Source organism: Acinetobacter sp. UBA6720, assembly GCF_002454215.1.
Lineage (GTDB): Bacteria > Pseudomonadota > Gammaproteobacteria > Pseudomonadales > Moraxellaceae > Acinetobacter.
In genome coordinates this window covers 31,394-57,317 of sequence record NZ_DKIK01000012.1, presented here as the reverse complement: position 1 = coordinate 57,317, position 25,924 = coordinate 31,394, and the positions used below count along the sequence as shown (strand labels likewise).

The 25,924-nt window shown below is 41.8% G+C and carries 23 protein-coding genes; 12 read left to right on the top strand and 11 right to left on the bottom strand.

What is annotated here, in order from left to right:
* Window positions 1–52 precede the first annotated feature (52 nt).
* From B4F08_RS01515 to B4F08_RS01505, 3 genes are all read right to left on the bottom strand, one after another.
* Window positions 53–2,464 carry an AAA family ATPase gene (locus B4F08_RS01515; protein WP_291372679.1) on the bottom strand — a complete coding sequence of 804 codons (2,412 nt, stop codon included), beginning with the start codon at window positions 2,462–2,464 and terminating at the stop codon, window positions 53–55.
* A gap of 404 nt (window positions 2,465–2,868) precedes the next feature.
* On the bottom strand, window positions 2,869–3,765 hold the full coding sequence (locus B4F08_RS01510; protein ID WP_291372677.1) for a YifB family Mg chelatase-like AAA ATPase: 897 nt from the start codon (window positions 3,763–3,765) through the stop codon (window positions 2,869–2,871).
* 64 nt (window positions 3,766–3,829) lie between these two features.
* On the bottom strand, window positions 3,830–4,057 hold the full coding sequence (locus B4F08_RS01505) for an accessory factor UbiK family protein (RefSeq protein WP_086209815.1): 228 nt from the start codon (window positions 4,055–4,057) through the stop codon (window positions 3,830–3,832).
* Window positions 4,058–4,331: 274 nt separating this feature from the next.
* On the opposite strand from B4F08_RS01505, the gene glnK reads away from it, so the two are divergent.
* The 7 genes from glnK to B4F08_RS01470 all read left to right on the top strand — a co-directional run bounded on the left by glnK (window position 4,332) and on the right by B4F08_RS01470 (window position 10,527).
* Entirely contained in the window at window positions 4,332–4,670 is a 339-nt protein-coding gene (gene glnK / locus B4F08_RS01500; protein ID WP_004281042.1) for a P-II family nitrogen regulator, read from the top strand.
* 59 nt (window positions 4,671–4,729) lie between these two features.
* Complete coding sequence (locus B4F08_RS01495) at window positions 4,730–6,133, top strand: ammonium transporter (RefSeq protein WP_086209786.1); 1,404 nt, start codon at window positions 4,730–4,732, stop codon at window positions 6,131–6,133.
* 151 nt (window positions 6,134–6,284) lie between these two features.
* Window positions 6,285–6,743, top strand: coding sequence for a transcriptional regulator NrdR (nrdR, locus tag B4F08_RS01490; RefSeq protein WP_086209785.1), 459 nt, complete (start codon window positions 6,285–6,287; stop codon window positions 6,741–6,743).
* Window positions 6,744–6,757: 14 nt separating this feature from the next.
* Complete coding sequence (ribD, locus tag B4F08_RS01485) at window positions 6,758–7,861, top strand: bifunctional diaminohydroxyphosphoribosylaminopyrimidine deaminase/5-amino-6-(5-phosphoribosylamino)uracil reductase RibD (protein WP_291372668.1); 1,104 nt, start codon at window positions 6,758–6,760, stop codon at window positions 7,859–7,861.
* Window positions 7,858–9,150 carry a DNA adenine methylase gene (locus B4F08_RS01480; protein ID WP_086209783.1) on the top strand — a complete coding sequence of 431 codons (1,293 nt, stop codon included), beginning with the start codon at window positions 7,858–7,860 and terminating at the stop codon, window positions 9,148–9,150. The genes ribD and B4F08_RS01480 overlap by 4 nt, the downstream gene beginning before the upstream one ends.
* A 23-nt stretch (window positions 9,151–9,173) precedes the next feature.
* On the top strand, window positions 9,174–9,833 hold the full coding sequence (locus tag B4F08_RS01475; RefSeq protein ID WP_291372666.1) for a riboflavin synthase: 660 nt from the start codon (window positions 9,174–9,176) through the stop codon (window positions 9,831–9,833).
* Window positions 9,834–9,978: 145 nt separating this feature from the next.
* Window positions 9,979–10,527 (top strand): VTT domain-containing protein, encoded by a 549-nt coding sequence (locus B4F08_RS01470; RefSeq protein ID WP_110974819.1) that lies wholly within the window; start codon window positions 9,979–9,981, stop codon window positions 10,525–10,527.
* A 72-nt stretch (window positions 10,528–10,599) separates the two neighbouring features.
* On the opposite strand, the gene blhA is transcribed toward B4F08_RS01470, so the two are convergent.
* The 3 genes from blhA to B4F08_RS01455 are packed head-to-tail and all read right to left on the bottom strand — an operon-like array spanning window position 10,600 to window position 13,119.
* Entirely contained in the window at window positions 10,600–11,238 is a 639-nt protein-coding gene (gene blhA / locus B4F08_RS01465) for a cell division protein BlhA (protein ID WP_291372663.1), read from the bottom strand.
* Between the two features lie 32 nt (window positions 11,239–11,270).
* Window positions 11,271–11,678, bottom strand: coding sequence for a DNA polymerase III subunit chi (locus B4F08_RS01460; RefSeq protein ID WP_110974817.1), 408 nt, complete (start codon window positions 11,676–11,678; stop codon window positions 11,271–11,273).
* Entirely contained in the window at window positions 11,671–13,119 is a 1,449-nt protein-coding gene (locus tag B4F08_RS01455; protein ID WP_110974816.1) for a leucyl aminopeptidase, read from the bottom strand. Before B4F08_RS01455 ends, B4F08_RS01460 begins: the two co-directional genes overlap by 8 nt.
* Before the next feature lie 158 nt (window positions 13,120–13,277).
* On the opposite strand from B4F08_RS01455, the gene lptF reads away from it, so the two are divergent.
* The 4 genes from lptF to B4F08_RS01435 all read left to right on the top strand — a co-directional run bounded on the left by lptF (window position 13,278) and on the right by B4F08_RS01435 (window position 18,315).
* On the top strand, window positions 13,278–14,378 hold the full coding sequence (gene lptF, locus B4F08_RS01450; RefSeq protein WP_086209777.1) for an LPS export ABC transporter permease LptF: 1,101 nt from the start codon (window positions 13,278–13,280) through the stop codon (window positions 14,376–14,378).
* Window positions 14,379–14,380: 2 nt separating this feature from the next.
* Entirely contained in the window at window positions 14,381–15,451 is a 1,071-nt protein-coding gene (lptG, locus tag B4F08_RS01445) for an LPS export ABC transporter permease LptG (protein WP_086209776.1), read from the top strand.
* A gap of 122 nt (window positions 15,452–15,573) precedes the next feature.
* Entirely contained in the window at window positions 15,574–17,121 is a 1,548-nt protein-coding gene (gpmI, locus tag B4F08_RS01440) for a 2,3-bisphosphoglycerate-independent phosphoglycerate mutase (protein ID WP_151706534.1), read from the top strand.
* Window positions 17,122–17,139: 18 nt separating this feature from the next.
* Entirely contained in the window at window positions 17,140–18,315 is a 1,176-nt protein-coding gene (locus B4F08_RS01435) for a S41 family peptidase (RefSeq protein ID WP_086209774.1), read from the top strand.
* Window positions 18,316–18,319: 4 nt separating this feature from the next.
* Here B4F08_RS01435 and B4F08_RS01430 read toward each other — a convergent pair whose 3' ends face one another.
* From B4F08_RS01430 to gacA, 3 genes are all read right to left on the bottom strand, one after another.
* A complete protein-coding gene (locus B4F08_RS01430) occupies window positions 18,320–19,684 on the bottom strand; it encodes a sigma-54-dependent transcriptional regulator (RefSeq protein ID WP_414632433.1) in 1,365 nt (454 codons plus the stop codon).
* 72 nt (window positions 19,685–19,756) lie between these two features.
* Window positions 19,757–21,325: a sensor histidine kinase gene (locus tag B4F08_RS01425; protein ID WP_086209772.1), complete on the bottom strand. Its 1,569-nt coding sequence runs from the start codon at window positions 21,323–21,325 to the stop codon at window positions 19,757–19,759.
* Between the two features lie 22 nt (window positions 21,326–21,347).
* Entirely contained in the window at window positions 21,348–21,983 is a 636-nt protein-coding gene (gene gacA / locus B4F08_RS01420; RefSeq protein ID WP_086209771.1) for a response regulator transcription factor GacA, read from the bottom strand.
* A gap of 214 nt (window positions 21,984–22,197) precedes the next feature.
* Between gacA and B4F08_RS01415 the strand changes: the two genes are divergently transcribed.
* The gene (locus B4F08_RS01415; RefSeq protein ID WP_139841364.1) at window positions 22,198–23,250 is read left to right on the top strand and encodes a serine hydrolase; all 1,053 of its coding nucleotides are present in this window, start codon (window positions 22,198–22,200) and stop codon (window positions 23,248–23,250) included.
* A gap of 85 nt (window positions 23,251–23,335) precedes the next feature.
* On the opposite strand, the gene thrC is transcribed toward B4F08_RS01415, so the two are convergent.
* Complete coding sequence (gene thrC / locus B4F08_RS01410; RefSeq protein ID WP_058868731.1) at window positions 23,336–24,475, bottom strand: threonine synthase; 1,140 nt, start codon at window positions 24,473–24,475, stop codon at window positions 23,336–23,338.
* 64 nt (window positions 24,476–24,539) lie between these two features.
* Window positions 24,540–25,844 carry a homoserine dehydrogenase gene (locus tag B4F08_RS01405; protein ID WP_086209769.1) on the bottom strand — a complete coding sequence of 435 codons (1,305 nt, stop codon included), beginning with the start codon at window positions 25,842–25,844 and terminating at the stop codon, window positions 24,540–24,542.
* Between the last annotated feature and the right edge of the window lie 80 nt (window positions 25,845–25,924).

Below are 25,924 nucleotides of genomic sequence, written 5' to 3'. Positions count from 1 at the left end.
TTAATAGTAACTCTTCTATCTAGGTTTAGGGTTATAAAGAATTATATTCTTTTCAAATATACGTATGGTGTTTTAATTTTCTCTCTAAACGCTCTGCTTCAGACTTGAATTTTGAATAGTAAGAATCCTTTGGTATATTTTCTTTAGCTCTATTTAGAGATATAGATGCATTTTCTGAATCTCCTAATAATAAATAAGCATATACCTTCTGTAATTCACATAAATGTAGAGGCTTACCTAATTTTTTTGCTAAATCCAAACATTTAATAGACTCTTCACTTTTATTTTTAATGCGTGATAAGATTTTTCCTTTGGTAAATTGAAGTTCTAAATGATTAGAATCAATTTTTGTAGCTTTATTAATTTTTTCTAAAGCCAAAGGGAATTCTTTATATATAAATAGAGTATTAGCATATTTTTCAAGAAGCCAAATATTCGTAGGGTCTTCATCTATTGCTAGTTCATAAAATTCGAGAGACTTTGTTTTATTACCTTCATTAAAGAACTTCCTAGCTGCTTTAGCAAATCTACTTAAATAAGCTTTTTGTTCATTATCTGATATCTCAATTTCTATATGCTTCAAAAATTCCTTATATTTGCTTTCGATAGATTCAATATCTTTTTTAAGAGGGTGAGTTTGTTTATCAATAGTTATAGTTCTATCTTTGCAAAACTTCATGAAGTCATTATTGAACGTTATCTGGAGTTGGCCATCAATACTGCTAAGTTGGCAAATACCTTTACTACCTTCTAAGGTACTTTGAGCTAAGGAAAACGTTAAATTGGCTTTTTCTGATGCTAATTGCATAAAATATTGATCATGATCAGGTCCAAAATGAGTTAAAAGTAGTAGGAACTGTTTTTCCTTTTCATTAAATCTTTCCCATACATCAGAAAATAAGAACTTTCCTAAGTCTCTCTCTTGTAATCGTTTGACTTTATCAAGAGCACTATCAAGTGAGCTTTGTAATTCATTAGCAAACTGAGTAAAGACATTTAATATTAAAGGCTTATTATTCAACTCTCTAGTTATTCTTCTTAGAGTTGGTAGACCAGCTTTATTTATCGATTCGATACCTAAAACATTTCCTCTCTTCTGAATATATTCAGCTCCTTCTTCATCGGACCATTTAGTAGTTTCAATTGGGCGTGCTTCTAAACGTTCTGTTCGACGGGAAGTAAGAATGACTCTCCCTGCATAACGGGACAATAAATTTATTTGTTTGCCTAAGTTAAAAATATCTTCATCATTTTCGGCCATAGTCTCTGTATTATCTAAGATGATAAGATGCTCATCTTTTTTAATTTTCTGTTGATCTAATAAACCTCTTAATTTTTTTATTACAGTTTCTGTATCTTTTTGATACCAACTATTATCGAGTTTTTCTTCAAGTAGTTGAGCAATATGTAGTGCGACATCAGCCACCCCCACACTATCATTCGTTAAGGATTCTAGGCCATATATACCCCATCGAGTTTTTTTAGCCGTATAAAAAGTAATGACGCTAGGTTTCCATTCAACTTCTATAGAGCCTTCCAGTACTCGGTGTAAAAATTCTAAAATTAAAGTAGTTTTACCAATACCTCCATCTCCATAAATAAGACATCTTTTTGAGTCCTCTGAATCATTAAACCAATCAATTAACTCACTTATTTCTTGTTTGCGTCCGGTAAAATCTGAAATAGAAGTGGCTCTTTCAGGTAAATAGATTAATGGATTCCAGTCATTATATTCATAAATTCCATATACTTTCTTTGTTGATATATTAAATATTTTATTTGGAACTTCATAAGAATTATCTATGGCAGTTGTAGCTGTCTTCTGGATTTTAACCGATACCTTAACTTTACCATTATTAGTTTTTTTTATAATACGGTAGCATGTAGGATTGCCATCAAATAATCTTAATGTTTGTATTGGATCTGACACTTTGAAATTTTTAGGAAAGTATAATAAATCATCTTCTTTACTTTCTGGTAAAAAAAATTTTAGTTTTTCTAGGATATACTCAATAATATCTAAATCTAAGAATAAGTTAGTTGAAGAAATACCATGACCAAAAATACTGTCATTCCTATCTTCTACATAGGTATGTAAAATATTCTTTAATGATATTTCATTTTTTTGAAGCCATTCAACTAATGCAGGTTCATTGGAGATATCCTTATCTTCGAAAAAAAATCTAGCTATTGAATTATTTTTTAATTTAGCAATTAATGTTAATGAGTTGGTAATAAATTCGACACAGGTGCCATCCGATGCTCTAGATAAAACATTAAAGTCTATGTCAATTTTAGACATATTTCCTGAGCTTTCCTTAGCTAAAATATTTATGTATTCTGCATTTGAAATACAAATATGTTGAATGAGCATTCTAAAAATACTAAGACTTATATCGGAAATATTTTTCTCTGTTTTTAATTTTCTTGCATTCTTAATATTATTTAAAAAAATATTGTACATTCTTGACATCTCGAACTATATCTAATGAATAAGATATGAATTTGTAAATAGTTACTTAGACCATAAAGTTATAGTCATATCGGTTTATTATATGATAGATAAGAAGATTTTTTCCAAGAGATTGAAAATTAATTTTTTTCTAGAACTTTAATCTCAACTAAAAACATATATTTTAATAGCTAGTTCAGATTCTGTAACTTTAGATTGTAAAGTCTTTGTTGCACAAAGCAGTTTTTAGGGGATATTCAGCAATATAATCTCTGGATAAAGTAAGTCTACAATTAAGTTCTGATTAATCGGGGGAGTTTCTCAAGATGGTTTGATTCTAAGACTCAACTATATGTACAACAAAAGAGCAGAAAAGGTGGAAAATGATCGGTTTATCATCGCTATGGATGATTAGCTTAATACTTGTTGTCGTATAGTTTTTTGTAACGTCGCAGAGTTCTTTGTAAATGACACCCGCCACCGACTAAGGCAACAGCAGAAGCCGTGTGGTGCGGTGCGCGAAAGGGACGTTGCCCAAAAGGATGTTGATGATTGGCCACCGAGTAAATACTCGCCACTTCCAAATTCTCTTGCGTGTTTAAGGGCGGTAGAATACTGGCTAAACGTGATGCCAATAGGGTTTTCCCTGTCCCAGGAGGCCCCTTAAACAACAAGGAATGTCCACCTGCTGCCGCAATCTCTAAAGCACGTCTTGGACGTAGTTGGCCTTTAACATCCGCCAAATCAAATTTGTAATGCTGAGAGGTTTTTAGCGCCGCGGGCTGAAACTGTTGGATAAGATGGTTTTGCGACAGATGCGCACAGACTTGTTTTAAATGTTGCGCTGCAAACACTTGGAAGTTGGGCAATTGAGAGGCTTCTTGCGCATTGGCTTCAGGTAAAATCAGTTGATGCCCAGCTTGTTGGCAAGCTATCGCAATACTTAGAGTGCCCGAAATGGGTCGCAATTGCCCATCGAGTGCCAATTCACCAATAAATTCAAAATTTTCAGTCCCGTGTTCGGGGAGCTGACCAGAGGCAATTAAAATACCCAGTGCAATAGGTAAATCTAGTCGTGAACTGTCTTTGGGCAAGTCTGCGGGAGCAAGATTGATGGTGAGGCGTTTTGTCGGAAATTGATAACCACTATTAATGATGGCAGAGCGGACTCGATCTTTACTTTCTCGAACGGCTGCTTCAGGAAGCCCCACAATGGTTAGAGAAGGAAGTCCTTGGCTGAGATGAACTTCAACTTCAACGGATGGTGCATATAATCCGAGCAAAGCTCGAGTGTGAATTTTGGCAAAAGACATATTTTGTTCCATTATAGTGCATTATTTTAATTCGTTAGTGTCTTCTGTTGCACCAAGCAGGTGCTTATTTTTTGTTCTGAATGCGTAGTTCTAATGCTTCAACCTGTGCAAGTAATTCAGTTAAGCGTAAATTTGCATTGTCTAGTGCAGTTCGTTGACGTTCAATTTCATCTTTTGAGACTAAATCCATTTTGGTGACTGCTTCGTTTAATAATGCTCGAAGATTGTGTTCTAAGTCTTTTTTAGGTTGGTCGACTTGTTCCAGTATGGCTTGTAATAAAGTTTCGATCATTTCTATATCCATGGGTTGGAGAAGTGACAGCAGTGTACCATTGCTGCTTCTGACTCTATAGCCTTTCAGATGAAATATGATTTCATGGATTGTAAAAAATTCTAAATCTTCGACTAAAAAACCTGAATTTTGAAGCTCAAAACGCATTTAAATGTATAGAATAGGGTATAAAGAAAACTCATGTCAGACTTTCTTTCTCCCCCAACCTAAGAATTTTTGGCATGAAATTTGAACATAAAACCTTACTGGTGAAATAAGCCGAAGGAAAACAAACATGAAGCTCGTAACTGCAATTGTAAAACCGTTTAAATTGGATGATGTGCGTGAAGCACTATCTGAAATTGGTGTTCAAGGGATCACCGTGACTGAAGTCAAAGGTTTTGGTCGTCAAAAAGGTCATACTGAACTTTATCGTGGTGCTGAATATGTCGTTGATTTCTTACCAAAAGTAAAAATTGAGATCGCAATCAGCGATGAAATGGTTGATGCGGTAATTGAATCAATCACTCGTGTGGCTAGTACTGGAAAAATTGGTGACGGTAAGATTTTCGTAACGAATTTAGAACAAGTCATCCGTATTCGTACAGGTGAGACAGGTGCTGATGCCGTTTAATTTGGCATGAAGTTTGCTGAGTAACACATAACTCGCACAAATTAGGTTGGGGGATACGAATGAAAAAGATGCTATTCGCGTTGGGTTTATCTAGCGCACTTTTAGGTGGCTCTGTTGCATGGGCTGAAGAAGCGGCAACAGCGCCAACTCCATCAGAACAAGTCACAGTGGTTGAAACAACGGATGTTGCTGCCCCAGCAGCACAAGCGGTAGAAGCCGTTACTGCCTCAGTAGAAGCGCCAGCACCTGCAGAAGAAGAACCAAAATTAGATACAGGTGATACAGCGTGGATTTTAGTTTCTACGGCACTCGTTTTACTGATGACTATTCCTGGTTTAGCGTTGTTCTACGGCGGTATGGTTCGTAAGAAAAACGTTTTAAGTACGATGGCGCATAGCTTTGTAGCTGCAGCTGTAGTAAGTATTGCATGGGTTGTAATTGGCTATACTTTAGCATTTGGTGAAGGCAATGCCTTTATCGGTGGTTTAGATAAGTTCATGTTGACAGGCATTACTACCGATGCGTTAACGGGGACAATTCCTGAGATTTTATTCGTCATTTTCCAAATGACCTTTGCCATCATCACGGTTGCAATTATCAGTGGTTCAATTGCTGAACGTATGAAATTCGGCGCATTTGTTGCATTCACTGCGATTTGGGTTGTGGTGGTCTACGCACCCATTACCCACTGGGTATGGGGTGGCGGTTGGTTAGGTCATGATGGTGCTCTAGACTTTGCAGGCGGTACGGTTGTTCATATTAACTCAGGTGTAGCGGGTCTAGTTGCAGCGTATATGCTCGGTAAGCGTATGGGCTTGGGTCGTGAATCAATGGCTCCGCACAATTTGGCTTTAACCGTGGTCGGTGCAAGCTTACTTTGGGTAGGTTGGTTTGGCTTTAACGGTGGTTCTGCATTGGGTGCAAACGGTTCTGCAGGTTATGCATTACTTGTGACTCAAGTGGCAGCGGCTGCAGCAGCAATTTCTTGGTTAATTACTGAAAAAGTTGCGCGTGGTAAAGGTTCTGTTTTAGGCGCTGCATCAGGTGCAGTTGCTGGTCTTGTGGTGATTACACCAGCAGCAGGTTTTGTCACTGTAGGTGGCGCGCTAGCTATGGGCCTTATTGGTGGTGTAGTGTGCTTCTGGGGCATTAGCGGATTGAAACGTATATTAAAAGCAGATGATTCTTTGGATGCCTTTGGTCTACATGGTGTGGGTGGTATCGTGGGTGCAATTTTAACGGCCTTCTTTGCTAGCGATTTCATCATGGGTGATAAAGCACCGACGGATATCATGCATCAACTTTGGGTTCAAGTTGAAGGCGTATTAGCAACAATTGCGTACTCAGCAGTATTAACTTTCATCATTTTAAAAGTGATTGACCTTGTGATTGGAATTCGTGTTGAATCTGATGATGAGCGCATGGGTCTAGACTTGAGCCAACATGGTGAACGTGTTGACTAAGCAATAGAATAATAAATAAACAGTATAATCAATATATTGTGTGAAACAGCCCGAAAGGGCTGTTTTTTTTCTATATCTAGCGTAAAACTCTACAAAACACAGAATTTTTGCTACACTTTAAATCCATTCAAATTTGTTCAATTTAACCACTATGCATTGTCCATTTTGCAACGCTGAAGACAGTAAAGTGATCGACTCCCGTTTGGCCGCTGAGGGTTGTCAAATTCGCCGTCGTCGAGAATGTATTGGTTGCGGTGAACGATTCACAACTTTTGAAAGTTATGAAGTGGTTATGCCTCGTGTGCTTAAGTCTGATGGAAAAAGTGAACCTTTTGATGAAGCAAAACTGCGTCGTTCCTTGATGCATGCTTTACAAAAGCGTCCAGTGACCCAAGAGCAGATTGAAACCGTTTTGAGTGATATTCAACTGCAAATTCGCCGTTTAGGTGAGCGCGATGTAAAGTCTCGCACCATTGGTGAAATTGTGATGCAGGCTTTATTTGCACTGGATCATGTTGCCTATGTGCGTTTTGCATCAGTCTATCAAGATTTCCAAGATGTGGATGCATTTCGTCATCAAATTGAACAAATGCAACAACGTGAACATTAATCGAGTTTTCATCCATGTCTGAATTACAGTCCAGTTCTTTACAAGCTGACCAAGCTTGGATGAAACAAGCGATTGCTTTAGCAATGCAAGGTCAATACAGCACTAAACCAAATCCAAATGTAGGCTGTGTCATTGTCAAAAATGGACAGTTACTAGGCACAGGTTATCATCCTAAAGCAGGTCAACCCCATGCAGAAGTTTTTGCCATGCGTGAAGCGGGCGAACAGACTCGGGGTGCAACCGCTTATGTGACCTTAGAACCGTGCGCGCATTATGGGCGTACACCGCCATGTGCTAAAGGTTTGGTTGAGGCAGGGGTGGCACGTGTTGTGATTGCCTGTCCAGATCCCAATCCCTTAGTGGCAGGTAAAGGCGTTCAAATTTTAGAAGAAGCAGGTATTGAGGTTGAGGTTGGTACTTGCCAAGCCGAAGCGCATCAGTTGAATTCGGGTTTTTTAAAAGCCATGGCAACAGGCATGCCCTATGTGCGTTTAAAAGTTGCTTCTAGTTTAGATGGTCGAACCGCGATGGCGTCGGGTGAGTCAAAATGGATTACAGGCTCAGCAGCACGTTTAGATGTTCAGCATTTTCGTGCCATTTCTGGTGTCGTGATCACGGGGATTGAAACGATATTGACCGATGATCCTCAACTCAATGTGAGAGAGCTTCAGGGTGTAGCTGATATTAATACTGTGATACAGCCAAAACGTCTGATCTTAGATCGTCAAGGACGTCTACCTTTGACTGCCCAGATCCTACAACAACCTGATACCGTAATGGTGATGGGGCCTTATCGTCAAGCATTAGCCGATTTAGGCGTGCTGCAGTTTGCTGTACAGCCTTTAGATCAGTTATTAAAGCAGTTGGTTCAATCACATCAGATTTATGATGTCATGGTTGAAGCAGGTGCAACGTTATCGACGGCTTTTTTACAAGAAAAGTTGGTTGATGAAATGATTAGTTATGTAGCACCGACCTTATTGGGTCAGTCTGCACGTGCAATGTTCAATGCTGAGTTTTCTCAGATGGCAGAGCAACTCCGCTTTAAGCTGCTGGATGTTACCCGATTGGGTGATGATGTGCGCTTAACGCTTATTCCATCTCAAGAGTCATTATGAGTTCAGAGTCTACGGTTTATCATAAACGTCGTCATGCGGCACGTACTACAGATGAATACCTATTTCATCAACTTGTTCCATATTTGGGGAATAAGCGCCGTCTGTTGCATCTGATTTTAGAAGCACTTGAGAGTACTGGAACGTTAAACCGTACAGATGGCCGTGCGCCTATTTTTGCAGACTTCTTTGCAGGCTCAGGTGTGGTCTCACGTTTGGCACGCCAAAATGGTTATCGGGTGATTGCCAATGACTGGGAACCGTATAGCCATGCTCTGAATAATGCCGTGTTATCTTGCGTTGATGCACCTGCATTTAAAGAGTTGGGTGGCTATCAAAAAGCCATTGATTATTTAAATCGCCTGCCTGAAGTGAAAGGCTGGGTGACGCATAATCTGTGTCCGCGTAATGATGAAATTTATGATCCGAGCCGTGACCGTTTGTTCTTTAAGCGTCGCAACGGCATGCGTATTGATGCGATTCGTCAGCAAATTGCGACTTGGCAAGCACAGGGTGCTATTGATGATGTGGAAATGTCAGCACTGTTGGCGCCGCTACTGTACTCTGCCAGTTTTGTCAGCAATACTTCAGGCGTCTTTAAAAGCTTCCACCACGGTTGGGGGGGGAAAACTCAAACAGCGTTAGAGCGGATTGAGTCCTTGCTTTGGTTAACGCCGAGCCGTTTTTGTGAAGTGGGTGACCCGAAAAAACCTGCGGCGGAAATGTGGTGTGTCGATGCACAACATTTGGCCAATCAAATGAGTGGTTTTGAGGTCGATGTGGCGTATTTAGACCCACCCTATAACCAGCATGCCTACAGCAGTAATTATCATGTGTTGAATGCTTTAACGCTATGGGATCAGGTTGATTTACCAACACCTGATACCAAAGGCTTTAAAAGCGGGATCGACCGTGCATGGCGTAAAGAACGTCCGAGCCCATATAACTCTTCTAAGTATGCCAAAGAAGCTTATGAGAAGTTACTTTCGACCATCAATGCACGTTACATTTTAACCAGCTATTCAACCGATGGTAATATTGAAGCAGGTGATTTGCTCAAGGCGAATCTAGAGCGTGGGCGAGTGACTTTATTGACACAAGATGTACCTCGTTATCGCGTGAGTAAGCAACGCCAGTCGGAGCGCGCACGTGTGTTAGAGTTTATTGTGATCACCGATACCCATGCCAAGTCAGGGCCACCAATTCGACAGTTACTTGGGCAATTATACCATTATGCAGAATTGGGCGGGGTCGATACATCTGGAGTCACCACGCAGTTGGCACTGTGGTAAGAAGATTGAGGTAAAAATAAGTCATGTTTACAGGGATCATTGAAAGTCTAGGCACTGTAGAAAGCCTGCAAAATGTCGGTGGTGACGTGCGTTTACGCATTGGTACTGACCTCGATATGTCAGATGTACATTTAGGTGACTCGATTGCCACCAACGGTATTTGCCTCACGGTGATTGATTGGGGGGAGCATTGGTATGCTGCAGATGTTTCGCGTGAAAGTCTGAACCGAACCACACTGGGTAGTTGGAAAGTGGGGCAACGGGTCAATGTAGAAAAGGCGATGTTGCCAACCACACGCTTTGGTGGACACATTGTGTCAGGGCATGTCGATGCGGTGGGTGAAATTACCGTTGTACGTGAAGATGCACGCTCGCTGTATTTTGAAGTCACAGCACCGCCTGAAATTGCCCGTTATTTGGCAGAAAAGGGTTCGATTACAGTTGATGGCATTAGTTTGACCATTAACCATTTACGTGGGCATATTTTGAGTCTCAATTTAATTCCGCATACGGCGGAACGAACCAATATTGCAACGTGGAAGTCAGGCAGTAAAGTGAACCTTGAAGTAGATGTGTTAGCACGCTACATCGAACGCCTGATGATGGGTGATAAAGCAGCTGAAACTACCCCACAATCTAAAATTAGTTTAGACTTTTTGGCACAAAATGGTTTCTTGAAATAGAAAAATCGTTTAGATTGCAGCAAGAATAGACAAAAGATGAGCTCCCTATTTTGCCAAAATGAGGGAGTTTTTCTTTTGAAATGAATAGGTAAGCAATTGAGTATGATGAAAGATAGTACGCAGTTTATTGCACGGATACGTGACAATGATTGATTTTTTTCTCCATCTAGAACAATTATTGCCCGTACTGCTTGCAGAATACGGCCTTTGGATTTATGCGATTCTTTTTCTGATTATTTTTGCAGAAACGGGTTTCGTTTTTATGTTCTTTTTGCCTGGTGACAGTTTATTAATTGCCATTGGTGCACTGTGTTCAAGCTCAGATTTAATTCACATCCATACTATGGGTAGTTTGATGATTATTGCTGCGGTATTGGGCTATAGTGTCAATTATTATACGGGCCAAAAACTAGGCTTCAAGTTTGCACATCAACATTCACGTTGGTTGAAACCTGAATATATGGTGAAAACCAATCAGTACTTCCTAAAGCATGGTGGTAAAACCATTTTAGTAGCACGTTTCATTCCTTTTGTCCGTTCATTTGCTCCTTTTGCAGCAGGTGCAGGACATATGAGTTTGAGTAGTTTTATGTGGTACAACGTCACAGGTGGTTTGATTTGGATCACCAGTTTGTTGGCGATTGGTTATGGTGTGGGTAATACTTTATCGTTCATGGTTGGGGTGTTCGCTTAACGACTAACAATGGAGAGCGTGATGCAGACATATAAAGAAACTCACCGAAGTGAGTTTACATGAATGGGTCACTTATTCGGCAGTGTTGGATACCACCTCATCTGAGAAATTTGAGTTTTTCAGAATATAATCAATTTCTTCTTGTGCCGCAGCTTTCAGCTTGCTGCGGTAGGCGGTCACAGATTCCTCAATTAAGGTTTCCGCTTCAAGTTCCAAGCGTAAACGGACACTTTCAAGTTCAGATAAAACCTGTGCATCGTTAATGCTGAGCTTAGCTTTGGCATAATCCAGTGCGTGCTCAGGTGTTTTTTCATAGCGTGCAGTATAGTTTGAAATTTCCTGATCAACGCTTTGTCGCATGACATTCAACGCTTGCGTTTGCTCATTAAACTGACGAATTTCATCTTTTTTCAGGCTTTCAGCATAAGCTTCCTGTGCAGCACGTTTATCTGCCAGGGATTTTTCCAACGCTTCTTGCTTACGAATTCGCGCTTCTTCAATCAGCTGTGCTTTCAGGTCAGCATAGGCTTGCTCAATTTTTTGGGTAGAGACGGCTTGAGCGCGTTGGTCTTGTTCAATCCAACTGTGTAAACCTGTTTCAGGTTTGAGTACATCACAGACGCGACTCAGGTCATCAATAAAGGCCTGACGAACAGCATCAGGGACATTTAACCAGCGCTGTTTAAAATCTGGACCAACATTCAATGCCACTACGCATCTCCTTATGTCAACGGTGGAAAGGTTTAGAGCTTGAAGGTTCGAGCTTCTACACCTAAACGTCGATACTGTTTAAATTTTTCACGACCTTGTTGTTTGGCCGACTCGTTATTTTCAATAATTTCTATAATGTGGCTAAATTTTTCGAACTGTTCAATAGCTCGATCGTTAAAATTGAACACAATCCAATCGGATTGTTCGGGCAGTTGGCCTGAAATACAGATTCGAGCCTCAATTTGATCAATGCCATGCGGAATAAAGCTTGTACGATCAAAACTCCACAACCGTTCATCTAATTGCTGCTGTCGTTCAGTGTCACTTGCATACAACCAGATTCGCTCTGGTTGGCGCAAGATTTTTCGGCATAAACGACAAGCACTTTCGACTTGTCGTTCAGGACTTTGTTCAAACAGGTAAAAGCTAATATTAGCCATTAGATTGCGCACGGTTGGCTAAGAATTGCATTAGTAAAGGCACTGGACGCCCTGTTGCACCCTTATTGGCGCCCGAATTCCATGCTGTACCTGCAATGTCTAAGTGCGCCCAACGGTAATCACGGGTGAAGCGTTGCAAGAAGCAAGCCGCCGTCACAGCACCAGCTTTAGGCCCGCCAATGTTGGCAATATCGGCAAATGGGGAGTCGAGTTGTTCTTGATAATCATCAATCACCGGCATGCGCCAGACGCGGTCAAAGCTGTTTTGACCTGCGTTGGATAATTCTGCTGCTAATTCATCATCAGGAGTAAACATTCCTGTGAGTACAGAACCGAGTGCAACGACACAAGCACCTGTTAAGGTTGCAATATCAATCACCAGTTCGGGATTAAAACGTTTGACATAGGTCAAGGTGTCGCACAGCACCAAACGACCTTCAGCATCAGTATTTAAAATTTCAACGGTTTGGCCACTCATGGTGCTCACAATGTCACCTGGGCGCGTAGCCTTACCTGATGGCATATTTTCAGCCGCAGCAATCGTACCTACGACATGAATGGCTAAACCTGATTCACAAAGAGCCCGGAGGGTACCTAAAACCGAGGCAGCGCCACACATGTCGAATTTCATTTCATCCATGCCTGCACCTGGTTTGAGTGAAATACCACCTGTATCGAAAGTGATGCCTTTACCGACTAAGACCACAGGTGCCTCAGGGCGGTCTGCTTGATATTCAATCGTGATGATACGGCCTGGGCGATCTGAGCCTTTGCTCACCGCAAGGAAAGAGTGCATACCCAAGTCAGCCATTTGCTGTTCATCGAGGACATTAACGCGGAGCAGGTCAGGGTATTGGGCTGCTAGAGCTAAAGCTTGTTCAGCTAAATATTCAGGGAAGCAGATATTGCCCGGACGATTACCTAAGTCACGTGCAAAGCTTTGACCTGATTGCACTGCTTCAATCAACTTGAGCTGTGCATCATTCAGTGTCGAGTTGGTTGCAATGAAGCTAATGTGTTCAAGCACAGCCTCTGTTTTTTTCGATTTGAATTCGTCAAAAGCATACGCTGCTTGCGTCAAGCTGAGGGCAAATAAATAATGCAATTCAGTCGGGAGGGCTGAAAGATCAATACTGATGTGTTTGAATTTTTTTTGTGAAGCTTTGATAATAGTTTGTGCAACTTTAGCCAGTTTTGCTGTTTGTAATTCAGCAGCTTTACCAATTCCTAACAATGCTGCATTTGGGCTTGTTGGGATTTGAGCAATGAGGCTTAAGGTTTCATTGAAAGCGGCTTTAAACTGAGCTGCCTCAACTAAGTTGTTTAAATCATTAATTTGATAACTATTTGTAAGCTGTTGAGTGTTTTCAGAATCTACTAATATCAACAAAAATTGGCTAGACGTATTCTCTGCGAATGACGTATTAATAGAGAGTTTCATAAGTTTTATTTAAGCCTTATAAAGTTTGAAAATGATTAAACCACTGAAACATTAACATGAATAGAGTTGCAAAGTGCAACAAGAGTACAGGTTTTATATTTTCACTATTCGGGTAAACTAGCGCTAGTTTTTATTCACCTATTTTTGGAAGCATTAATTTGATTATTCGGCGTTATCTGGTCAAACAAGTGGTGTCGACATCCTTGGTTGTGATTGCCTTATTGACCTTGATCATGATGGGCGGTCGTTTGATCAAGTATTTTGGTGTAGCCGCACAAGGTCGCTTGGATGCAGGTATTTTATTTAGCATTATTGGCTATCGTTTGCCTGAATTTTTAACGCTCATACTTCCTCTAGGCTTCTTCATTGGTTTGATGCTGGTGTTTGGTCGTTTATATGTCGATCATGAAATGGCGGTACTTAATGGTAGTGGGGTTAGTCGTAATCAGTTAGGACGGCTTCTGATTCCACTTACGGTGGTTTATCTTGCTGTCCAAGCAATTTTAATGTTGTGGATGGCGCCGTGGGGTGTTCGTCAATTTGAACAACTCACCACCAGTCAGGCAGTACGAACAGGGTTTGATCTGGTTCGCCCTAAAGAGTTCATTTCATCTGGCCCTTATACTATTTATGCAGGTGATTTGTCGGAAGACCGCAAGAATCTCAAAGATATTTTCTTTTATCAGCGTGCTGAGAAAGAGGGTAAGCCTGATGTCATGATTTTGGCCAAAGAAGCCACACGTGTTGAAATTAAAAATGATCCTGCCAATGTGGTGGACTTGGTACAGGGTCGACGTTATGAAATTTATCCAGGACAGCCGCGTTATACGCAAGCGGAGTTTCAGTCTTATCGTCTACGTTTAGAAAATGATAAAGAAGCGAAGTTTGAAAGTGCTGATGTTGAAGCACTGTCTACTGTGAAACTTTGGGATAATCGTAATGATCCTGTCGTGGCGAGTGAATTGGGTTGGCGTATTTTTGTGCCCTTTGCGATTGTGGTCGCATTGATGCTTGCTGTAGCCTTATCTGAAGTGAGTCCACGTCAAGGGCGTTATTTAAAGCTGTTTCCAGCATTACTGATTTTTGCCAGTCTGATTGTGGCGTTAATGGCCATTAAAACTCGGGTCAGCAAAGAAGAAATGGGCATTTGGGCTTATCCACTGATTTTGGTGATTTATGCGATTGCAGCAGCACTGTTTTCTCGTAAACAAAAGCTTGCACCCAAAATTAAGAAAACATTACAACGAGCGGGGTCTTAATCATGTTCGCACGTCGTATAGTCGCAAAACATGTGACCAAAACCACCGCGATGGCAATGATAGGTGCCACAGCCATTTTATCAGTTCTACAAATTCTGTTTACTTATTTAGGTGAGTTAGGCTCTCTCAAAGATGGGTATGGGGCGTTGGATGCTTTACGCTACGTCCTATGGGGGGCACCACAATATTTGTATGAAATTCTGCCGATTGCAGCACTGATTGGTTCTGTATTGGGCTTGGGCACTTTGGCATCGAACAGTGAGCTGATAGTGATGCGCTCTGTTGGTGTGAGTCTTTGGCGGATCGTCGGTTGGGTGATTCGTTCGGCATTGATTTTAGTGGTGCTGTCTTTTGCTTTAAGTGAATGGGTGATTCCCTATACCAATGAGCAAGCCAAAAGTGTGAAAAGTCATCGAACGGCTGCTGAGCTGGGCGAAGTCCGTGGTTATTGGACGCGAGAAGGGCAACGCTTTATTTATGTCGATTATGCCAACTCTCAAGGTCAATTGAAAAATGTGCAAGTGGTCGACTTTGATCGGGATGCCCGTTTAAAAGGGGTATTGAATGCCGAACAGGGGCAATTTGTACAAGATGGCCGTTGGATTTTACAGAATACTGCACAAGTCGATTTGCTAGCAACGGGGAATGCGTCTTTACAAAAAGCAACTGAGATGCCTTTGGCCTTAGCTTTACAACCGAAATATGTACATATGGTGACCATTGATCCTGAAGATCTCTCACCGAGTCAATTGGTCAGTTTCATGAGTTATATGCATGAATACAGCCAAGTGCCTAAAACGTATCAGTTGGCTTTTTGGCAGAAAGTGGCCTCTCCATTTGCTTTAATTGCCTTGGTGTTGATTGCTTGTTCCTTTATTTTTGGTCCACTTCGCCAACAGTCGATGGGCTTTCGTTTGGTGATTGCACTGTTTACAGGTTTAGGATTCTTTTACCTACAAGACTTCTTGGGGTATGCAAGTTTGGTGTATTCACCATCACCTGCGTGGTTTGTTTTTGTGCCGATCTTGTTGATGTTTACAGCAGGCGGTTATTTATTACAACGTGCGCGTTAACTGTACGATATTGAAGAAAACAATGCGAATGATGGTGTTAAACCATCATGCCTGCATAGAGTCTTGACCGAAAATTCGGTAAGATATAGCGATTAATTTGTAGACAAAAAAGAGTGTTTATTATGGCGGATGCAACTGCTGGCAAAATTCCTCACGTATTGGTGATTATGGATGGTGTGGGTCATCGTGAGGCGGTCGAAGACAATGCATTTTTAGCAGCAAATCGACCAAATTTAACAGCGATTGAAGCAAAGCATCCGCATAGCTTAATTTCAGGCTCTGGTGAAGACGTCGGCTTACCAGATGGTCAAATGGGCAACTCTGAAGTGGGTCATATGAACTTGGGCGCAGGGCGTGTGCTCTATCAAGACTTTACCCGCATCACCAAAGACATTCGCACAGGTGCTTTTTTTGAGCATGAAGTGTTGGTCGATGCTGTTGAAAAAGCCAAAGCAGCGGGTGGTGTGGTACACATCATGGGCTTGTTGTCTGAAGGTGGGGTACATTCACACGAAGATCATATTGTGGCTATGGCTGAACTTGCGTTAAAACGTGGTGCAACCGTGTACCTTCATGCCTTCTTAGATGGTCGTGATACGCCGCCACGCAGTGCTCAACCCTCTTTAGAAAAATTAGATGCATTGTTTGCTCAATATCCAAATCAAGGACGTATTGTCAGCTTGATTGGTCGTTATTTTGCGATGGATCGTGACAATCGTTGGGACCGTGTAGAGCAAGCTTATCGTTTACTCACAGAGTCTGAAGCTACACGTACTGCGGCTACGGCAGTTGAAGGTTTGGAACTGGCTTATGCGGCTGATGAGTCGGATGAGTTTGTCAAAGCAACACGTATTGGCGATGCTGTGAAAGTTGAAGATGGTGACAGTATTGTCTTTATGAACTTCCGTGCCGACCGTGCACGTGAGATCACTAAAGCGTTTGTTGAAAAAGATTTTGCAGGTTTTGCACGTAAAGTCGTACCCAACTTATCGAAATTTGTCATGTTGACACGTTACCAAGCTAGTATTGATGCGCCTGTAGCGTATATGCCTGAAGCATTGAAAAACTCGATTGGTGAATATCTTTCAGACCTTGGCAAAACCCAATTGCGTATTGCTGAAACTGAGAAATATGCACATGTGACGTTCTTCTTTAGCGGTGGTCGTGAAGATGAATATCCAGGTGAAAAACGTATTTTGATTCCTTCACCGAATGTTGCGACTTATGACCTCAAGCCAGAAATGAGCGCATATGAAGTAACCGATGAATTGGTGGCTGCGATTAACTCAGGCGAGTTTGATCTGTTGGTGGTGAACTATGCCAACGGCGACATGGTTGGCCATACGGGCGTGTTTAATGCTGCGGTGAAAGCAGTGGAAGCCGTTGATTTATGCTTAGGCCGTGTCTATGAAGCGGTGATGGCACAAAAAGGTCATATGTTAATTACAGCTGACCATGGTAATGTTGAACAAATGCAGGATTATCATAGCGGTCAGGTACATACTCAGCATACCACAGAGCTCGTGCCGTTCATTTATGTAGGACCAACGCAAGCAACCATCGCTGAAGGTGGCGTATTGGCTGATGTCGCACCAACGCTACTCAGCTTAATGCACATTCCGGTTCCTACAGAAATGCAAGGTCGTAACTTAATTACATTAGACGTATAAATCAATTTGGGTGGATAAATGGCAAAAGCATCGTGGACTTCAATAGGTGTAATGATTGCTTTAGGTTTTGCTTTGATCCACTCAGTGGGTGCTGTTGCAAAAACAGCGACTGCACCTGCTTTTGATGATGAATTGGAACAGGGCTATGTTGAGGTTCCAATAGAATCCATTCAACAATTTGTGCAAATTTATGGTTTAGTCAAAGATAATTATGTGGCTGAACGCAGTGATGATGCTCTTTTTCAACAGGCCATTAAAGGCTTGGTCGGCGGTTTAGACCGTTATTCCCGCTATTTATCACCGCAAGAATATAAGCAGTTGGTGCAATATACTGAAGGAGATTTGGCTTCGGTAGATTTTGGTTTAGTATTTGATTCCCGCTTACAACAATGGCTGATACGTGGGCTGAAACCTGATTCAGACTCGAGCAAATTGGGTTTAAAAAATGCAGATGCCATTTTTAAAATAGATGATCAGGAATTACATAAGCTCAGCCATACTCAGGTGAATGATTTACTCAGTGGTGCCATCGGCAGTACGGTGAGCCTTCAATTGAAAGCTAATTCTGTTCCAATCAATGTGGTGAGAACCCGAAAGGTTGAAACAGATATTCAGTCTCAGTTATTGAACAACCAAGTATTGGTGCTGAAAGTTCGTGTTTTCCAACAAGATACCGCCAACGAAATTCAACAGTTGATCGAAGAACACCATTCGTCGCGTCTAAAAGCAGTGTTGATTGATCTCAGGAATAACCCGGGAGGATTGTTGTCTGCTGCAGTGGAATCTGCTGATCTATTTTTAAATCAAGGCGTCATTGTTTCAACGAAAAGCCGCTCTGAGGGTGATCAGCAGTTTCAGGCCTTACCAAGCTTTGAGTTTCAAAACTTGAAAGTAGGAATTTTAATCAATGATCGCTCTGCATCAGCGGCAGAAGTATTTACTGCGGCGCTCAAGGAACATGGGCGAGCATGGGTGATTGGTGAGAAAAGTTATGGCAAAGGGGTCGTGCAGAAACTTTTTCCACTGTCCAATGGTGCAGCTTTGCAAATGACCGTGTCTCACTATTACACGCCAACTGGTCAGATGATTGAAGGGGTAGGAATTGCGCCAAATCAGGTTTATCCAATGCCACACGAACTCAAAGACGAAAGCTATGTTGAACATGTGGCAGAGATTTTAATTAACCGTCGTTAAGTCTTTAAACGGAATCGTCTTCACCATCGAGTCCGAATTTCTTCAAGCGATAACGTAAAGAACGGAATGACATGCCGAGCTTTTTAGCAGCCAGTGTTCGGTTCCAGTGGGTGAGATTGAGTGCATTCATCAAAATTTCTTTTTCAATTTTTTCTAAATACAGCTCTAAGCCTTCTTCAGGTAATTTGCGTGAAGGCACAGGGCTAAGTTGATCAGTACCAATCGCACCCTGTTGTGTGGCATTAGTATAGTTGGTCTGTGCAATCGGTCGCAGTGGGGCGGTTTGCAAGTGCGGTAAATCAATACTGCTTTCATCACTTAAAGTGATGGCACGTTCCATCATATTGCGCAGTTCACGCACATTGCCCGGATAATATTGGGCCAATAAAAACTCACGTGCACGTTCACTTAGGGTTTTGACCGGGATGTCCCACTCTTGACAGATTTTCTGAATGAAATGCTGTGCCAAAAGAATAATGTCATTGCCGCGCTCACGTAAGGCAGGCAGTACAATGTCCATAACATGGATGCGGAAATATAAGTCCTGACGGAATTTACCTTGTTGTACTAAGGCTTCAAGGTCTTGGTGGCTGGCACTAATCACACGGAAATCGACATCAATTTCGGTATCGCTACCAATGGGACGAATACGCTTTTCTTGTACTGCACGTAAGAGTTTGACTTGCATGGTTAGTGGCAGTTCTGCAATTTCATCTAAAAATAGACTGCCGCCATGTGCAGAAAGGATCAGGCCTTGTTTGTCTTGGGTTGCCCCTGTGAAACTACCTTTACGATGTCCAAATAGTTCACTTTCCATCAGTTCTGTTGGGATAGCACCACAGTTGATGGCAATAAATGGCCCTTCATTACGGTTACTCAGGCGATGTACCAAATTGGCCACCACTTCTTTACCAGTTCCTGATTCACCTGTAATAAAGACAGGGGCCTGTGAGCGGGCAATTTTTTTCAAGGTCACACGAAGCTGTTGAATAGGAAGGGATTGACCAATTAACAGTTTGTGTTCAAGCGTATCTTCTTGAATATGTAGCTGGCTGATAGGCTGGTTAAAGGCCTTTTGTAAAAGTTGCTCTAAATGCTTTTGGTTGATTGGTTTACTGACAAAATCAAAAGCACCCGCTTTTAATGCGGCAATCGCGACATCCATGTTGCCATAAGCAGTTAATACAGCTACAGGTAGATTAGGATAATTTTGAGCAATAAAATCCACCAGCGTTAATCCATTACCATCAGGTAAATTCAAATCTGTCAGACATGCATCATATTGATGTGTTTTAAGTGCTTGAACAGCCTCCTGTAAGCGATAGGCAATATGCGTATCAATCCCCATTCGACTTAAAGACATTTGCATCAGTGTACATAAGTCTTGTTCATCATCCACCAATAAGACAAGTGGTTTTTTTTCCACGCTTAACCCCGAAAATTACACGTCATTGTTTATACGAGGGCATTCAATCCGAAAGCATGCCCCTATTTTTTGTTCTACATAGTATAGCTTAGCTTGGTTGGCTTCGCAGAAACTATGGGATAAATATAATCCTAAACCAGTTCCATTGATTGAGGTACTGAAAAACGGTTGAAACAAGGTAGTTTGATCCTGAGTGGCGACCCCGTCTCCAAAATCGCAAACCTCAATGTGAACAAGGTTTTTATAGCTATAGACGCGAATTTGAATATGTTCAGCTTCCGTTGCATTATGCCGGATGGCATTTCGAATCAGGTTGATCAGCACTTGTCTCAGTTGTTGTTCGTCGAACTGAATATAAGCTTGATCTGAAATACGGCAGTCAATTTGCTCTTTGACATCGGGCAAATCTTCAATGATAAAACGTTCTAAAAAAGCTGCGACATCAATTAAAGTCGGATAGGTTTCTTTACTTCGTGCCATGCTCAGTGTGTCGCCGATAATTTTATCAATCCGTGAAGCTTGTTTGGCAATCATGTTATGCAATAGTTCTTGTTGTGGGCCATTGACTTGCATCAGTTCATTGGCTTGAGTGATGGCTGCCAAAGGATTGCGAATTTCATGTGCAATGCTGGCAGAAAGTTGGCCCAGTGCAGCCAGTTTGAGTTGTTGTACGCGTTGATTAATTTTCTGTGCGTCTTGCAACACAAATAAAGTCAGCGTTTGATTCGGGACTTGTAGTTTTTGAATTTCGATTTGAATTTGAAAGCGACTCAACTGTGATTTAAATTGGAATTTTTCCCCATTTTTCAGTTGGTCGAATTTGAGTAGCTCGAATAAATCAGGTTGTGCTTTATACAAAGGGTATTTGTCATTGGCATAAATCGGAGAAATACCCAAGAGTGCACATGCTGCAGGGTTACTGAGTACAATATGGCAGTTTTCATCGAGAACCAAATAACCCAGCTCGGTTTGCTCAAGAATATAACGGTTAATATTTTGCAGTTGATCTAATTCTTGAGATTGGTAAAAATTTATGTTTTCAAGGAATTGGAAGCGTCGAACAGCAATTTGACCTGACCCATACACCACAAAAAATAAAAAGGCGAGCACTGCACTATTGCCAATGGTGTTGAGTGAACTAATTGAAAATAATGTCCCAATAAAATGCTGATAAACCAGTGTAATCACTGCGATCAAAGTAATGATGAGCGCTTTTTGTTTATCCACCAATAAGGAAGAGGCAAAAATCGTGATCACAAATAGTAAACTTAATTGTAAGTTAGGGCCATCTGTGGCGAAGGTGAGTAAACTGAGACTGACAACATCGACAATGAACAGTAAGGTAAGCTGAAGCGGAATATGTGTCCGTATATTCTTGAGGCTCAGGAGCTGAAAAGCACTGATAAAAATAAAGCCAATCAGTACATAGCGATATAGTGCTGGATACTGGTAGTTTGAAAACAGTTGCGCATAGGTCAGTAAAAATACCAGCAGTAAACAACAGCCAATAAACAGTCGATACGACGCATACCAAATGCCTAAGCGGTATTGGTTGAGTTGAATATTGCTATTGTGTCGAGCCATGTCGGTCTTTAGCGAGCAGACATTAGGGTTTGATCAGCCCGTAACGAATCGCTAAGTGAGTAAGTTTTACATCGCTGTCGATGTTGAGCTTTTCAAAAATGCGATAACGATAGGTATTGACTGTTTTTACACTGACAAAAAGTTTATCAGAAATTTCCTGCGCACTGATGCAATTCACCACCATCATCGCGACCTGCATTTCACGTTCAGACAAGGCATCAAAAGGTGACGTCTGTGTATCGGATAGATAAGAACTGGCCAGTTGCTCAGCAATATCAGCACTGAAATATTTACCGCCTTGCATCACTTTATTGATGGCACGAACCATTTCAGTTACAGGTGCGCCTTTGGTAATGTAACCTTTAGCCCCAGCTTTGAGTAATAACGATGGATAAGGCTCTTCCGCTAAACCGCTGACGGCTAAAACTTTAGTGTCAGGTGCGGTTTGTAGTAAACGGCGTGTCGTTTCTACCCCACCAATCCCAGGCATGTTGACATCTAATAAAACGACATTCGGATGATGTTGACGAACAAGGTTAATGGCTTCTTCACCAGATTCAGCTTGGCCAATGACTTGAACATCGGCATGGTCCTCGAGCATTCGACAAATCCCTGTACGCACTAACTCATGGTCATCTACTACTAAAACTGTGATCACCTAGCACTTCCTCACTATAAAAACCATATTTTTTGTTACATAAAGCAAAATAAGCTTGCAATGAAACGACAAAATTAGCAATCCTATTCTTAGGCTTATTTGAAAAGATATGCGCACTGTTGATAGCAATGCTATTCGCATTGTGTACAAATGTAAGGCAATGGGCGTGGATACGCAAATGTATCTTATGGGTTATGAAGTTGAGTGAATAAAAGTGAAAAAATCAAATAAATTTTTAATGCATCTATTGGGATGGTCAATTGTAATGACCAGCAGTACCCATAGCTTTGCAGACTTGGTGGTCAACCCGGGTTCGGGATCGAGCCAAGCAACTATGAGTTGGTCTGCTGCGGATGCAGAACAGCTTCTTAATGATCAGATGATGGAAGATCCTGAGGAGTACGCTCCGCAGGGTTCAACAAAAGTCACCACCAGTATTCGAAGCTCAAATGGTGTTGTTACCAATAGCACAGCTAAAACTGCACAAATTTTCGATACATCGAAATATTCTAACCAACCAACTGTCAATGCACGTGCAGCATTAGTCATGGATGGCAATACTGGGGAGGTGCTGTACAGTAAAAACAGTAATACCGCTCTGCCAATTGCGTCCATTACCAAACTGATGACCGCGGTGGTGATTTCAGATGCACGTTTAAATATGTCTGAGAACATTACTTTACAGCAAGCAGACTTTTCGTGTTCAGGCTGTAAAAGTTCAAGTTCATCTCTACGTGCGGGTGATAGTATGAACCGTGCAGAGGCTTTGTTATTTGCTTTAATGAAGTCAGAAAATCCTGCAGCATCAGCACTTGCTCGGACTTATCCAGGTGGACGTTCAGCTTTTGTTGCTGCGATGAATGCCAAAGCAAAATCTTTGGGCATGAATTCAACGCATTATATGGAGTCAACAGGTTTACATCCGGGTAATGTGGCTTCAGCACGTGACTTGGGTATTTTGGTTAATGCCGCATCACAATATGGTCTGATTCGTCAGTTCTCAACCACAGCAAGCTATGATTTTAACTTGGGTTATCGTGTATTAAAATCAAATAATACCAATGCCTTAGTTCGTAATGGTGGCTGGAATATTAATATTTCAAAAACAGGTTTCATTAATGAAGCTGGTCGTTGTGTGGTGATGCATACCACTTTAAATAACCGTCCAGCAGTGGTGGTATTATTGGGTGCGGACTCCTCTGCAGCACGTACCAATGACGCAACGCGCCTAATGAACTGGGCAAGCCAATTACCAAAACGTATTTAACCTGACTTTGTTTTTGTTCACTCAACAACAAAAATTGAGTCACAAAAAAGCCCTGCATATGCAGGGCTTCTTCTTTTAACTCAGCTTACATATTCGACAAAATTGAATCACGAACTTGTTCTAAAGTTGCATCAATTGAAAGCATAACTGCGTCAGAACATTGCTTGATCGCAGTATCAGGATCTTTTAGACCATTACCTGTCACGGTACAGACAATCACAGAACCTTCTGCAATTTTACCGGCTTTGATGTCACGGATTGCGCCGCCAATAGATGCTGCAGAAGCAGGTTCTACAAAGACACCTTCATACATTGAAAGTAAACGCTGTGCTTCTAAAATTTCTGCATCAGTCAGTTCGTCAAACCAACCTTGAGAGTCACGAACCACTGCTTTCGCATGGTTCCAGCTTTGTGGGTTACCAATACGAATTGCTGTTGCAACTGTTTCAGGGTTTTCAACGGGTGCACCACGTAAGAAAGGTGCAGCACCTGCTGCTTGGTAACCCACCATGGTTGGTAGGCCTTCAGGTTTTGGACCTGTGAATTGATCAGTTTCAGCATTGTAAATCACTTGCTCAAATTGATCTGCAGGTTGATTGGCAACTGCTTCGGTATAACCCATCCAGTGTGCAGTAATGTTTCCTGCGTTACCTACTGGTAGGCAGTGGTAATCTGGTGCACGACCTAACTCATCGACGATTTCATAAGCAATGGTTTTTTGACCTTGCAAACGGTATGGGTTGATTGAGTTTACGATGGTTACTGGCGCTTTATCTGCAATTTCTTTAACCAGACGCATGCCGTCATCAAAGTTACCGCGAATTTGCATGGTGATCGCACCATACATCATCGCTTGTGCCATTTTACCCATGGCAATTTTGCCTTCAGGGATTAAAACGAATGCTTTGATGCCAGCACGTGCAGCATAAGCTGCTGCCGCTGCAGAGGTATTCCCTGTAGATGCACAAATAATCGCTTTTGAGCCTTCTTCAACGGCTTTAGTGACTGCCATGGTCATACCGCGGTCTTTAAATGAACCAGTCGGGTTTAAGCCCTCGTACTTCACATAAATTTCAACATTTTTGCCAATTAAACGTGGAATGTTCTCAAGTTTAATCAGTGGCGTATTACCTTCACCCAAAGAAATAGCGCGAGTAGTTGCAGACACTGGTAAACGGTCGCGATAACGGTCAACTAAACCAGTATAACGATTGGCATTCGACATGATGATGTTCCAATTGTGTGTAGAGCTTGGTGAGGGGAGAACAAGCGCCTTTCCCTCAACCCGATTAATTATCAAGCGATTCTAAACGAATTCGCACGATTTCGCCATGAATGACGGGTAAGGCTTGAATTTGAGCAAGAGCCTCATCCATTTTTGATTCTTTGACTGGATCAGTCAAAATCACGATTGGAATCAGGTCTTTTAAGCGAGATTGCTGCATGATGGCATCAATACTAATACCAGCACGGCTTAGAATTGTGGTGACATCGGCCAAAACACCTGTTTGATCTTCAGCATTAATACGGATGTAGTAGCCTGTGGTCATTTCTTCACGTGGCAGAATAGGTAAGTCTGCTAATGCTTCAAAAGCCAATTGCGGAATTGTTCCTGCACCATCTTCGGTATAAGAAATGTCACGGACAATATCAATCACGTCTGCAACCACGGCAGAAGCAGTTGGGCCTGCACCTGCACCTGCACCGTAATACAATGTTGGGCCGACAGCATGTGCTTGAACCAATACGGCATTCTTCACACCGTTCACATTGGCAATCAATTGCTCTTCAGGAATCAACGTTGGATGTACACGGAGTTCAATGCCGTTTTCAGCACGACGGGCAATACCCAAGTGTTTGATACGGAAACCTAGTTCTTCAGCATATTTTACATCTTGCGCAGTGACCTTGCTGATGCCTTCTGTAAAGACTTTATCGAATTGAAGCGGGATACCAAAGGCAATAGATGCCAATAGTGTCAGTTTGTGTGCAGCATCAATTCCTTCAACGTCAAAGGTTGGATCTGCTTCGGCATAGCCGAGTTCCTGCGCTTCTTTGAGCACATCTGCAAAAGCACGACCTTTTTCACGCATTTCAGTCAGGATGAAGTTTCCTGTCCCGTTGATAATACCTGCTAACCAGTCTATACGGTTGGCAGCTAAACCTTCACGCATGACTTTAATGATCGGAATACCGCCTGCAACCGCAGCTTCATAGGCGATTTGCACCGCATTGTCATCTGCTAGTTTGAACAGCTCATTGCCATGTTCAGCCAGTAAGGCTTTGTTTGCTGTAACGACTTGCTTACCGTGAAGAATGGCTTCCTTAATCACTTCATAAGCAGGGTGGATGCCACCCATAACTTCAACCACAACGTCGACATCAGGTTGACGCACAATATCTAACAAATCTGAGCTTTGTTTAATACTTGGATCAAGCTCTAAATCTGGACGTGGACGACGTGTGCCGACATAGGTAATTTGAATTTCTCGACCGGTGCGACGTTTAATCTCAGCAGCATTTTCTTTTAGTAGTTTAAGGGCACCACCACCCACAGTACCAAGACCGAGGATTGCCAGACGAACTGGTTTCACGTCACACTCCAATTTACTTATAAATATTAAATCAAGCTTAGATCATAGCTAAAAAAACTGTGAGACTCTAGGAAAGAAAT